General features: G+C 56.1%; 12 protein-coding genes and 1 pseudogene. 6 read left to right on the forward strand and 7 right to left on the reverse strand.

What is annotated here, in order from left to right; translation table 11 throughout:
• Positions 1–458 precede the first annotated feature (458 nt).
• Both QY049_RS22620 and QY049_RS22625 read left to right on the forward strand, forming a co-directional pair.
• Complete coding sequence (locus QY049_RS22620; protein ID WP_128929987.1) at positions 459–1361, forward strand: oxaloacetate decarboxylase; 903 nt, start codon at positions 459–461, stop codon at positions 1359–1361.
• A 72-nt stretch (positions 1362–1433) separates the two neighbouring features.
• A complete protein-coding gene (locus QY049_RS22625) occupies positions 1434–2213 on the forward strand; it encodes an SDR family NAD(P)-dependent oxidoreductase (RefSeq protein WP_128955134.1) in 780 nt (259 codons plus the stop codon).
• Positions 2214–2267: 54 nt separating this feature from the next.
• On the opposite strand, the gene QY049_RS22630 is transcribed toward QY049_RS22625, so the two are convergent.
• From QY049_RS22630 to gcvA, 6 genes are all read right to left on the reverse strand, one after another.
• Positions 2268–2975, reverse strand: a complete 708-nt coding sequence (locus QY049_RS22630; protein WP_128929985.1) for an ABC transporter ATP-binding protein — start codon at positions 2973–2975, stop codon at positions 2268–2270.
• Positions 2968–3723, reverse strand: a complete 756-nt coding sequence (locus QY049_RS22635) for an ABC transporter ATP-binding protein (protein ID WP_128929984.1) — start codon at positions 3721–3723, stop codon at positions 2968–2970. The genes QY049_RS22630 and QY049_RS22635 overlap by 8 nt, the downstream gene beginning before the upstream one ends.
• On the reverse strand, positions 3720–4664 hold the full coding sequence (locus QY049_RS22640) for a branched-chain amino acid ABC transporter permease (protein WP_206733114.1): 945 nt from the start codon (positions 4662–4664) through the stop codon (positions 3720–3722). The genes QY049_RS22635 and QY049_RS22640 overlap by 4 nt, the downstream gene beginning before the upstream one ends.
• A 61-nt stretch (positions 4665–4725) precedes the next feature.
• Positions 4726–5598, reverse strand: a complete 873-nt coding sequence (locus QY049_RS22645) for a branched-chain amino acid ABC transporter permease (protein WP_128955133.1) — start codon at positions 5596–5598, stop codon at positions 4726–4728.
• A gap of 240 nt (positions 5599–5838) precedes the next feature.
• Positions 5839–6909, reverse strand: a complete 1071-nt coding sequence (locus QY049_RS22650; RefSeq protein WP_237864941.1) for an ABC transporter substrate-binding protein — start codon at positions 6907–6909, stop codon at positions 5839–5841.
• 270 nt (positions 6910–7179) lie between these two features.
• Positions 7180–8055 carry a transcriptional regulator GcvA gene (gcvA, locus tag QY049_RS22655; protein WP_128929980.1) on the reverse strand — a complete coding sequence of 292 codons (876 nt, stop codon included), beginning with the start codon at positions 8053–8055 and terminating at the stop codon, positions 7180–7182.
• Between the two features lie 151 nt (positions 8056–8206).
• Here gcvA and QY049_RS39140 point away from each other — a divergent pair, with 151 nt between their 5' ends.
• From QY049_RS39140 to leuD, 4 genes and pseudogenes are all read left to right on the forward strand, one after another.
• Positions 8207–8581, forward strand: a complete 375-nt coding sequence (locus QY049_RS39140; protein ID WP_164933582.1) for an AraC family transcriptional regulator — start codon at positions 8207–8209, stop codon at positions 8579–8581.
• A 281-nt stretch (positions 8582–8862) separates the two neighbouring features.
• On the forward strand, positions 8863–9642 hold the full coding sequence (locus tag QY049_RS22665; protein ID WP_206733115.1) for an HpcH/HpaI aldolase/citrate lyase family protein: 780 nt from the start codon (positions 8863–8865) through the stop codon (positions 9640–9642).
• A gap of 171 nt (positions 9643–9813) precedes the next feature.
• The gene (gene leuC / locus QY049_RS22670; RefSeq protein WP_128929977.1) at positions 9814–11226 is read left to right on the forward strand and encodes a 3-isopropylmalate dehydratase large subunit; all 1413 of its coding nucleotides are present in this window, start codon (positions 9814–9816) and stop codon (positions 11224–11226) included.
• Between the two features lie 9 nt (positions 11227–11235).
• Positions 11236–11870: pseudogene (leuD, locus tag QY049_RS22675) on the forward strand (3-isopropylmalate dehydratase small subunit).
• A 647-nt stretch (positions 11871–12517) separates the two neighbouring features.
• Here the strand turns inward: leuD and QY049_RS22680 are convergent.
• The gene (locus QY049_RS22680; protein ID WP_128929976.1) at positions 12518–12844 is read right to left on the reverse strand and encodes a helix-turn-helix domain-containing protein; all 327 of its coding nucleotides are present in this window, start codon (positions 12842–12844) and stop codon (positions 12518–12520) included.
• Between the last annotated feature and the right edge of the window lie 7 nt (positions 12845–12851).

Here is a 12851-nt window from a genome sequence, read left to right on the forward strand (position 1 = left end):
GGCCTTGGCGCCTGTCGAGATCTACTCCATGTCGTCACGTCGGACACTGACCCAGCGAACCAAGAGACCACGCGCTTGGCTGAGTGCACTATGGCATGGCGCACCCTTTGGCTAGCTAAGGTGGCCACTCGTCATGCGACCTCGTCCATGAAAGAAGAGTGCGACGTTCTCCTCTGGCTTGAGCAGTACTAGCCCTGAGGCCCGCCGTGTCGCCACAGGATTTTGCGCGAGTACAGGGTTTTAGGCGCTGATCCGCTAGCAAGAAATTGCAATGCTATCGGGGCAGCCCATCGTGCAATTTTCTCCTAGTGATGCCGGCGCCTGTCGGTTGATAGTACACGTGCTTTATGAAACGTGCTGAGTCCAACGATGGTCTTCTGCACTGGAGCGACCTTCACTAACCGCTTTCACGGTTGTCGGACTCGCGTCGTTGCCGTACTCGCATCATTGGGTGTCTTTTGAAAGCTCGTATTCCTCTGCGCAAGGTCATGGAAGCCGGACGACCGCTCGTCCTTCCGGTTGCTCAAGATGCTTTTGCCGCCCGGCTGATAGGGCGGGCTGGGTTCAAAGCGTTTGCAATTGGTGGGTCGGCAATGCTTGCTGCCCGTTACGGGTTGCCGGACCTAGGCATTGCGGCGCTTGGCGAGATGGTCGCCGGTATTCAGGATATTGCGGCGGCCTCCGATCTACCCTTCATCACCGATGGCGATGACGGCTACGGTGACATCAAGAGCGTTGTTCGCATGATCCGCGCGTACGAGGCGCTTGGTGTTGGCGCCGTGATCCTGGAGGACCAGGCTCGCCCGAGCAAGCAACCCGGCGATAATCCTGCTCCTGCTGTTGTCGCGATGGCAGAATTCGAAACAAAGCTTCGGGCAGCTGTTGATGCCCGCAGTTCAGGCGACATGTTGATTATCGCCCGCACGGACTCCTTAACAACGCTTGGCCTAGATGGCGCCCTAAAGCGAGCGGAGCGCAGCTTAGCCGCGGGCGCGGATGGTGTATTTATTCCAGGATTGAAAGCACATGACGATCTCGTGACGGTTGGGAGTGCCTTCCGGGGGAAACACCAGCTGCTTGCCCTAACTGAAGATGGGAAAGCGCAACTGCCGCGGGCACAAGATCTCTTTGTGATGGGCTACGATCTTATCGCTTATCCGAGTTATTTGATGCTGCGGACCACAGAAGCGATGGCGAGCGCGCTCGCAGGGTTGTTGTTGTCCACGGCCGACGGGTCCCCTCTCCCGGCACTGGCCGATTTTCCGGCGGCTCGCGCGGCCTTTGCTGAGGCGGTCGGACTTCGAGACTGGCAGGCGCTCGACAAAGTTGCCCGGTCCCAGGCCTCTGCGCCCGCCACGTAACTCGTCCGCGGTTCCGCATTTTCGGACTGCTGCGATGGAAATCTCGGTGCTAGAGCAAGCAAGGATAGTTTAGTGCAGATTTCGCTGAAAAGCCGAACCGCAATCGTAACGGGCGGAAGCCGAGGCATTGGCCGAGCGATAGCTCTGGCGTTCGCCGAGGCCGGCGCTTCTGTTGCAATTCTCGCCCGAGATAAACAACAAGTGAGTGATACCGCCGACCAGATAAGTAGCACAACCGGTCAGCGCGTGATTGGAATCTCATGTGATCTCGGAAACAAATTGCAGATTGACCAGGCCTGGTCGAGGCTCTCCCCCGACTTCAGTCATGTTGACGTCCTCGTTAACAACGCAGGCAACGCTGCCCACGAGCCAATATCGGGAGTTGAGTGGGACGCACTCCAGTCCGATTTCATGCTGAAAGTCGGAGGGGCACTTTACTTAACTCAGCGTTGCCTCTCTGGAATGCGAGCAAGACGCTGGGGACGAGTTGTCAATATTCTCAGCATTGCGGCAAAGGCCGGTACCGGCGCCGCTCCGTCGGCGCTGAGCCGGGCGGCCGGCCTATCCATGACGAAGCTGCTGGCTAACGAATGCGCGCCGGATAACGTCCTTATCAACGCCATCTGCCTTGGATCGATCGAAACCGACCAGTGGAAACGAATGCACCGGTCCACCGCACCGCAAGCGAGCTACGAAGACTTCGTTTTGCAGAAAGGAAAGAGCGTGCGTCTCGGTCGGCTTGGAACTGTGACCGAGGTTGCGAATGTGGCCTGCTTTCTAGCCTCGGACCTAGCCTCGTTCGTAACGGGAACAGCCATTAATGTCGATGGAGGCAATTGTCCCGTACCGTAACCTCGGCACTGGTATCGTTGCCGGTAGGTATGTAATCGGAGGTCGTCTACCTCCCTAGCTGATGCCAACGAGGCTCGATAGAACGGACTTATTGCCCGCCAGATCGTTGCTTTTGCCGTTCCAAACCACTTGGCCTCGATCCAGAATTAGGGCCTGGACCGTTAGTGACAGCGCTAGATCAACATGGTGTTCTACGAGGATAAACGTCATATCGCTTTCTTTTCTGATGCGTTTGAGCGCTTCCACAAGCTGGTCAACAATGACCGGAGCCAATCCTTCGAACGGCTCGTCGAGAATAAGCAAAGCGGGATTGCTGACGAGCGCTCGGCCGACAGCCAGCATCTGCTGCTCTCCACCCGACAAATGATTTCCGAAGTTCTGCCGTCGCTCAGCAAGCCGGGGGAATAGCTCAAACACGGATTCAATGTTCCACTTTCCCCGATCAACCCTTGCAACGGAAAGGTTTTCCTCTACCGTCAGGGAAGGAAAGATCTCTCGTTCCTGAGGCACGTAACCGAGGCCCAGGCGAGCCCGCTCGTAGGTATCGATGCCTCCGATCTCGCCGCCGTCAAATGTGATCTTGCCGGAGGCCATTTGCGTTAGGCCCATAATGGTCGCAAGCAGGGACGTCTTGCCGACACCATTGCGTCCCAACACGGCCAATGACGACCCTCTCGGGAGCGAAAGAGCCACGTTTTCAATAGCCGCGGCGCCATAGCCATATCCTGCGGTGACAGCTTCCAGTCTCAGCAAATCAGTCATTGCGCGCCTGTCCGAGGTAAACCTCTCGTACCTTAGCATCTGCTCGAATCTCGGACGGGGTTCCCTGCGTCAGCACGCTTCCCTCTGCCAACACCGTGATACGGTCAGCGAAACCAAAAACGATCTGCATGTCGTGCTCGATGACGATGACTGCGAGGTCGGCGGGCAACCGCCGCAGCAATTCCGAAAGTTTTCCGCTGTCTTCTTTCGGCAAGCCAGCAGCAGGTTCGTCGAGAATGAGCACCTTTGGCTTGAGAGCCAGCGCCAGCGCGAGCTCAACGAGCCGCCGTTGACCATATGCGAGATTGGAAATCAATTGGCATGCCGAACCACTGAGGTTAAAAACGTCTAGGAGCCGCTCGAGTTCGATCAGAACCTGCTTGCGCCTATTGAGCGCGCCCCACAGTTTTGCGTCGATATGCATATTTGCAACGACCGCGAGGGCAATATTTTCGACCACCGTCATGGACGGGAATAGCGAGTTTATTTGAAACGTTCGCGCGAGCCCCAGAGAGACTCGGCGTTGCGGCGAATACCGTGTGATGTCACGTCCTTCAAGTCGGATCGACCCAGAGGATGGAGCCAACGCTCCCGTGATGAGATTTACAAGGGTGGTCTTTCCTGCGCCATTCGGACCAATCAGAGCGTGTCTTGCACCAATCTCAAGGCGGAAGTTGATATTACGCGTGACGGCGAGAGCACCGAAGCTTTTGTGCAGACCGACGATTTCGAGGACCGTATCATTCATGGTTTCCGCCTGCGATCGAGGAGATAGCCACCCATACGATCAATCCAGGGACCAACGCCTTGAGGTGTAAACCTGACGGCGAGAATGAGGAGTCCACCCAGCATAAACAACCAATTGAAGGGGTCTATCGCCGCGGCCCGATCAGAAAAAATGACGAAAATAATGCCCCCAATGAATGCGCCGGTCAGGCGCCCCATCCCGCCGATTAGCAACATGATGAGGACGTTTCCGGATAGCAGGAATGAGAGTGAGTCGGTTGCGACAAGCCCGGTGACTTGTGCGGAAATTGCACCGGCCACACCCGCTATTGCTGCCGAAATCGAATAGATGAGAAGCAACCGTGCGGCGACCGGTACGCCTAGCATGCGCATGCGTTGGTCGTTGTCGCGTATCCCACGCAGAACATATCCAAATGGCGAGTTTACCAAGATCCGGGCAAGGGCAAACACGAAGGCCAGCACGCAAAGCGAATAGAGATAGGCAGTATGGCCATAGAGGTCGAACGAGTAACGTCCCAAGATGGGTGCGACCTGATACCCCGCAAGGCCATCATCTCCGCCCGTTACTGATTTCCAGGTTGTCGCAACTTGGAGGACGACGGCACCAATGGCGATCGTGAGGATGACTTGAGTCAAGCCGCGAACACGAAGAACCAGCAAACCCGTGACGAAGCCGAACGCGCCGGCAGCTAGCCCTCCTACCACAAGGCCGGTCAAGGGTTCAGATAAAACATTGAGCGCAAAAAGGGCGGCGGCGTAGGCTCCGATACCAAAAAAGACGGCATGACCTAAACTTTCGATTCCAGAGTAACCGATGGCGAGATCGAGCGACAGAGCCAAGATGATCATGATGATGACTTGGGTGCCGAGCTGGTGATAGGCGCCCAAGAAGAAATAAGCGAAAATTGCAAGCGCCCACACCAGCGCATCGCTAAGTCCCAAGCGGTGGGATCCAAAGGACGCGGCGATGTCCCGTTTAGGTGTGTCCTTTGAGGGAGTTACCTTAAGCACGGCCATAAAGCCCAAAAGGTCGAATGGACAGAATGAGGGCCAGAAGAATGTAGATGCCGAAAGCGCCGGCCGCCGGAAAGAGATAGCGAAAATAGGTATCGAAGATGCTATAGCCGAGCGCGGCGATAAGCGATCCTTTGAGACTGCCAAAGCCGCCAACCGCAACGACGATCAAAACCATGACCATATAGTTCGTGGCATAGTATGGCTGCAGCGGCAGCATCTGCGTTCCAAGTACGCCGGCTATGGCCGCTAACGCGCACCCAGCAACGAAGGTCTGAGCGAACACCCGCCGCACATTGATCCCGACACAGCGAGCCATGCGCGGATTATCGACGGAGGCGCGCAAGCGGGCGCCAAAATCGGTCTGTTCGATGACGTACCAAATCAGGCCTGCGATTGTCAGGCTGACGATTGAAAGAAAGCTACGGTAAGCAGAAATCGATATCTCTTCAAAATGCCATGCTCCCGCCAGGAATTCAGGCGTTGGTAATGTATGCGTCAGCGAGCCATAACCGGCGTTGATCGAGGCGATCATTATGAATGTGAGGCCAATTGTCATCAGGATTTGACCGAGAGCACTCGTCTCATAGATCCATCGATATACGGTCCGTTCAAGAATGGCCCCGAGTATCGCCGTGATTGCAACAGCAATCGGAAGCGCGGCGAGCAAACCCAGGCCAAAATGATTGACGAGCGAGAGTGCAGTGTAACCGCCGATCATGGCGAAACCACAATGTGCAATGTTTAGAAGACGCATCACGCCGAGCGTGATCGTCAGGCCAGAGGAGATCAGAAAGAGGATCATCCCGAAGGACAGGCCGTCGATCAAAAGCGATATACCCGTCGTCCAGTAGCTATTCACTTGATCCCTCAAACACCGCCTGCATCACAAGCATGCTGCCAATGGCCATTACGTCCCGCCGCATTGGCCTGGAGTCATGCGGCCTGATTCTACTCCCCTATTTTCGCGCGCCTAAACGTCGTCAGCGCGAGGCAGGATTGGCCTCCTTCCAGGGATCTTTGAGATTCGGAATTACGGCGACCTGTTTATTTACGAGGACGCCGTCGATCTTCTCGACCTTTCGGATATAGACGTTTTGGATCAGGTCCCGTTCGACCGGATCGATCCGCGCGGGCTCTCCCAGGAGTACCCTTTGGCGGCCGCCAAGGCGTTTTCACCATCAAGTTTCCCGTCGGTTGCTTCGGTCATATGGGCGATCAGGTGTATGCCGTCCCACGCCTCAACGGTCCCGATATTAGGTATGGCGCCCTTCCCGTATTTTGCTTCCAGCGCATTGACGAACTCCTTATTCGCGGTGCTTTCTGGCGAATGAGGACCATAAAAGAGAGAGGAATATACACCGATGGCCAGTTCGCCGGTTTGTCCCAATGCCGCGAGGGGTGCCTCCTCGGTTTCACCGAGGCCAAAGTACTGCAAGCCCCGTTGTGCCAAGCCGCGCTCGAAATACCCTTTGAACAGTGCAACGGAGATGGGCCCGTTCGGGACGAACGTAAATAGAACGTCAGCGTTCGCGTCCTGCAGCCGCTGGAAGTAGCTGGAGAAGTCAGTTGTATCCAAAGGCACCTTTACGACATCGACGATCTTGCCGCCGAGCTTGCCGTAATTGGCATCATAAGCTGCAATTGCGTCGTGACCGGGGGCGTAGTCGACGGCAAAGACAACAGCTTTCTTCTTGCCCTGATCAATAGCATAGCGCGTGATGCCATACGCCAATTGCCAGATGGTGCAGCCCACTCTTAAAAAATATGGCGATTTACGTGTGGTATCTGCGGTATTTGCGTTGAAAATGACGAAGGGAATTTTCGCTTGCGTCACAACATCGGCAACGGCTACCGCGTTAGGCGTGAAGTCCATACCGCCGAGAAATTGTACCCCCTCTCGGGTGATCAGCTCTTGAGCGAGTTGTTTCGCTCGAGCGGGATTTGGGCCGCCAGAATCACGATAGAGGACCTCAACGGTGTGGCCTCCAAGCTTTCCTCCGTGCTTCTCGACATAGAGGTCAACGGCTCGTTTGAATTGGACGCCCCACTCGGCATAGGGGCCGCTAAAAGAGCCGATGATGCCGATCTTGACCTCGGCAGAATGCGCATCTGTAGAAATGGACAGTGAGGCAAGAACCGCCGCGAAGGCCAGCAAGCTGAAGCGCTTCATTGTTTCCGTCCCCCTATTTGTGCACCGCCATGCGCCGCAAGCAAGGCGACGACTGCGCCCATCGTTCGGCCCAGATAGAGGGCATTAGAGGAGTGCATTCTTGTATAATCTTGCGGGACGCCGGGACTGTTAGTCGCAGGTCGCGGAGGGCAGACCAGTTAAGGGCTGCTCACGCTATATTACGCGGATGTCACAAGGTCCATGTCCGGGGCTGAGAGTCGCTTCTTTCCCGTCCATTTCAGATCGATGGATCTGACGGTTGCCGCCGCCTCACCGAGCAGCCATTGCGCGGAACGCGACAAGTGCCGGCAAATCGCTCTTTTCGGTTGGATAAGCGAGATAGAATGCCATCTGGTTGCGGACAATGAGATTGAACGGTGCGATCAGTCGGCCGGTTTCGAGATCCCTTTCAATCAAGGGAAGATGCACAATTGCAATACCAAGGCCGTCGATAGCTGCTTGGCACGCGAGCCCCGAGTTTTCAAATCGTAGGCCCGTGTTGGCCGGGACCTGCGGCGCGCCTGCAGTCTGGAGCCATTGCCGCCAAAAATCCGGGCGCTGCAAGGAATGGAGAAGAACGTGATGATCGAGTTCGTGCGGATAGCGCGGGACCGGCATTCCATTCGCAAGCTTGGGGCCGCATACGACGATGAGCAGTTCGTCGAACAGATGTTTGGCCTCGAGCCCAGGCCACTGGCCCAATCCGTACTCGATCGAGGCATCGATGCCTTGCGCTTCAAAATTGGCAGGGGATTGTTGTGAGGTTGAGACCTGAATTTCCACCTGCGGATATTGCTCGCGAAACCTCGCGAGGCGAGGGATCAACCAGCGCATGGCAAAGGTGGGTAAACACCTAAGCTTTAGGACATTGTGTTTTGACGACGCGCAGATCTCGGACGTCGCGGACCTTATCTCGTCAAACGCAACCTGAAGCCGCTTATGATATCGTCGAGCCTCTTCCGTCAGTTCGATGCGACGATGCTTACGAACAAATAACTTTATTCCGAGGTGGGTCTCAAGTACCGCGATATGCCTGCTGACGGCCCCTTGGGTAATGCAAAGCTCTTCCGCCGCTCGACTGAAATTGCCATGACGCGCCGCAGCATCGAAGGCTCGTAGCGCATTCATGGGCAAGTATTGGCCCATAACCCATTATTCTCCCTAGGTTTTCGCTTATATCGCAAAAACTCATGCAAGTCATCAGTTAACTTGCTTTGCGCGGCATGCTGATCGCCTTCATCCTCAGCCCCGCGATGAAACTCGTCCACTGCAGCAAGAGTTGGACATGACTTGTGGGATGGAAACGGCAGTCGTATCGGCAGACGCATTCTCTGCTCCGCCCGGCGACCCTGACGGAAGCATTACAGAAGTTGCGCTCGCGTTTATTAAGAAGAGCCCTGAGATCAGGATTACGCTTCGCGATCTTGAGCGTCAGACGGGCGCAAGTATCTTTCAACTGATTAGGGCATTCCGAAGAGATTTGGGAGTAACGCCCCATGCCTATCTGATAAAACGGCGCGTCGCGCGCGGCGCTGATCTTCTTCTTCAGGGAGAGCCAGCGGCACAAGTAGCTTACGAGGTCGGTTTCGTTGACCAAAGTCACTTCACGAAGCACTTCAAGCGTGTCCACGGCGTGACGCCAAAGCGCTATGTTGCGGTAGCCACCAGCTAGCTGGCAAATCGAGCGCATGAGAAGTTCGCCACTGGCGACAGACCTTTTGCAAAAGCTTGTCTAGAGTTCTTGAGGGTCTAATCCGCTCCGGCGCACAACAAGGCGCGGTTGCCGGCGCAATCGGAGCAGTCAAGTGATCACGCGGTCAGTGGTGTACTTGTTGCGCGCGGCGTCGACGACATTCCGATGCCAGCAGCCGTCAACAGGATATCGAGGCCAGTCGTCATATTCACAGCAAAGAAAGCTTCCTTATGGCCCCCTTTCGAGGACTAAATCGCCGCATGGCCGAAAATGGCCATTTACTGAACGGCTATTGCGCGATCCCCGATGCGTTTTCGGCAGAACTTTATGCTCGACAAGGCTTCGACGTAATCACGCTTGACCTGCAGCATGGTCTCATCGGGTACGATGCCGCCGTCGCGATGCTACAAGCCATTACGGCCGTGGACGTGCTCCCGTTGGTACGCATCCCCTGGCTCGACCCGGCAATCATCATGAAAGCGCTTGATGCAGGTGCTCTTGGTGTGACATGCCCTATGGTCAACACGGCAGCGGACGCTGAGCGCCTCGTCCAATATTGCAAATATCCACCGATGGGCCAGCGCAGCTTAGGCCCCGTCCGTGCGGCGACGGCCTATGGCGAGGACTATGCTGCGCATGCGAACCGGGAGCTCAGCGTCATCGCTATGATTGAAACCGCTGAAGCCGTCGCCAACATCGAGAGTATTCTTGATGTGCCAGGTCTGGATGGTGTCTATATCGGACCAGGCGATCTCTCGCTGTCCCTGAACAGGAAGCCGCAGCTGGAGGAGTTTGATACCGAGGTGGACGCTGCCATCGATCGCGTTTTGAAGGGGTGCATTAAGAAGGGTCTGATTGCAGGCATTTTCGCACCTGGTCCCGAACAAGCGTGGCGCATGGTCACGCGTGGCTTTCGATTCGTCACGCTTTCCACTGACGCTCGCGCATTGGCGTTCCAGGCCAAGTCTTGGGTTGAGAAGTTTCGACTGCTCAGTCGAGAGCCGTCCCGTGTTACCGGTGCATCGGGCCTGAAGGGGTAAGGACTAAATATCAAAAAGTGGGCGACCGGACCATAAGCCCTCATCCGCTCGAAATTGCAATTTCTTACTAGTCGACGAGCTCCTCCTGCATCAAGACCGGTGTCGCCGATCACGCAATTGGCGTGAAGCCTACCCGCTCTTAGCGTGGGAGCAACTCGGCCATGGTGTAACATGATCCAACCGCGGTCTATCTTTGAAAAGATCTGGAACAGTCATGTCATCCGGGAAATGGGTGACGGCGTCTTCTTGCTCTATGTCGATCGCCACATCATCCAGGAATCGGCGAGCGGACAAGCATTTGATGGGCTACGGCGCGCCTCGCGATCTGTGCGTCGACCTGATCTCACTTTCGGTGTCACGGATCACATCGTTTCGACACGTCCTGGGCGCACGGTCGATTCGAACCCCGAGGGGCGCGAGCTAATCACCTTGATGGAACGGAACTGCAGCGAACACGGAATTGAGCTGTTTGACTTGGCTGATGCCAGGCAGGGTATCGAACACGTCGTGGCGCCGGAGCTCGGGCTTATCACGCCAGGGATGACTGTTGTTTGCGCAGACAGCCATACACCAACAAATGGCGCGCTCGGTGCCTATGCGTGGGGTTTTGGCACAAGCGATGTCGAGCACGTTCTAGCAACCCAAACCGTACTTCAGCGCAAGCCAAAGGCGCTACGGGTGACGTTCGCCGGACGTCTGGGAAAGGATGTCTGTGCCAAGGACCTCATACTTTACTTGATCGGCAAAGAGGGAACACAGGCGGCGCGCGGATATGCCATCGAATATTGCGGACCCGTCATTCGTGCGATGTCCATGGAAGGCAGGATGACGATCTGCAACATGTCCATTGAATTTGGTGGACGTGCTGGCATGATCGGGCCGGACGATACCACGTATGAATATATCGCTGGCCGCGACTATGCTCCCAAAGGTGCGCATTGGCAGGCCGCATTAGATCAGTGGCGCACTCTTAACACAGACGAGCAAGCTCTCTTCGACAAGGAAATCAGGGTTAACTGTAGCGAGATTGCCCCCCAGGTGACGTGGGGGACAACACCTGGCGATGTCGTAGGTATCGACGAAAACATCCCAGATCCCGTGTTGATTGGCGATCCTGTCCGTCGCGCCATGGCGGAGCAGGCGCTGCACTATATCGGCCTCAAACCTAATCAGCCTCTTGAAGGCATTCCGATCAACGTCGCCTTCATTGGATCCTGCACCAACAGCCGCCTATCGGACCTTCAGGCGGCAGCGGCCATCGTCAAGGGGCGCAAGGTCGCCAAAGGCGTGCGGGCGCTGGTTGTGCCTGGATCGACGTCGGTCAAGCGCGCGGCTGAGGCCCTCGGTCTAAACAAAGTATTTCTCGATGCAGGCTTCGACTGGAGAGAGGCCGGGTGTTCAATGTGTCTGGGGATCAACGACGACCAAGTCGCGCCAGGTGAGCGCTGCATGGCGACCTCTAATCGCAACTTCGAGCATCGCCAAGGACCAAATAGCCGCACGCATCTTGCAAGTCCGGCATCGGTGGCGGCGGCCGCCGTGACGGGTGTCATCACCGACGTTCGCAAGCTCGCGCACGCATAGAGGCGGCAAATGGAAAAGTTTGTGACGTTGGAAGGTGTCGCCGCAGTGCTGGCGGACCCGAATATTGATACAGATGCAATTATCCCTGCCCGCTTCATGCGTTCTGCGAACGCTAATTTGGGTAAGGCCCTGTTCGCCAACAGCCGATTTCAGGACGACGGATCCGAACGCGCCGACTTTGTGCTGAATATTCCGCCATTTCGGAGCAGCTCGATCCTCGTGGCAGGCGATAACTTTGGCTGCGGCAGCTCGCGAGAAGCAGCAGTCTGGGCGCTGAAGCAATTTGGTATTCGCTGCGTTATCGCGAGAGCTTCGGGGAAATATTCTTCGAGAACTGCTTCAAGAATGGCGTTCTTCCGATCACATTGCCCAAAGCCGACTATGAGCAAATCCTAGGCGCGCTTGCGAAAGACCCCGGGCGTGAAATTAAGGTCGATCTTGAGCGATGTGAGATCAGGATGTCGTGTTCGCTATCGATACCGTTTGTCGTGTCGCCTTCGCGTCGGACAGCATTGCTTGAAGGGCTCGACGATATCCAGCTGACGCTGCGTTATGTCAGCGATATCGACGCATTCGAGGCCTTCGACGGGGTCGCGCGGCCATGGATGCGTCGCCCCACGTCATCTTTTGGCCGATCGCCGTAGAGCTGATGACGTCAGTTTCGTGGTGGGAGCCTTGGCAATTCAAGGCTCTGTCGTCCGGTGAACGCTAGCGGAAACGAAAAGACGCAAATGGTTACGCATTCCACGACATTTGATGATACGAATCTCTTGGAGCGAGCTTGGGTTTAACGCGCATCCAGCCCGGGCTCGGCTTCTCTCCTATGCGAAAAGCCTCGCGACTTTCGCTGGGGATATGGAGCGCTGTCTTTGTTTGTGAACCCCACGGCTCAAGATTATGACATTGTCCTCCTGGGTACGAGGTCAGTTCTTCAGTTCAAGACATTCGTCCTCCAGTCAAGTTTGAACGAAGATCTTGCAGCAACGCCACGGGGAAGCCGACCGGCCGAAGATGTTCGAAGGCGACCAAGGTGGATGAAAAGAGGCCAAGATCTCGCAGAATTGCACTTCGACGCAACCTCTTGCCGCTGTTTTTTGCGATCAGCGTCGCTCCTTTGGTCGGCCAAGGGCTCGCCCGGCACACCGGCAGTGTCATCTTGAAATAGACCAGCGTACCGGATTTGCGCCTCCTCAAAACTCCAGAGCATTACGGACCGTTTGCGAACACGCCAAAGAGATTCCTCACGAATGGCCATTCGGAAGAATCTATTCGGTTCGAGACGCGCTCATCATCAATGTGGCCCGGCAGATTTCTCATCTTCGCGAGAGGCCGTTGTCGCCCCAGCAGCGATCGGAATAAAGCCGATTTGGAAACCGAATGCGCGACCTATTTTGTCTAGCGTTTGCGCAGTAGGATTGGCCGCTCCTCTTTCAATGTCGGCGACTTGGCGCGGTGTCAGCTTAAACAGTCGGGCGAACTCAATCTGGGTGAGCCCGAGGGCTTGACGCATCTCGGCGACAGCCTCCGGCAAGCGGAGAGTACCCGCGCGCGCTTTGGCTGCAATTGCGGCGCGACGATCTCGGATCTCCTCTTTCGTAGGTTTACGCCATCTGGCCATGAGGCTC

Source organism: Bradyrhizobium sp. WYCCWR 13022 (assembly GCF_030435535.1).
Classification (GTDB): domain Bacteria; phylum Pseudomonadota; class Alphaproteobacteria; order Rhizobiales; family Xanthobacteraceae; genus Bradyrhizobium.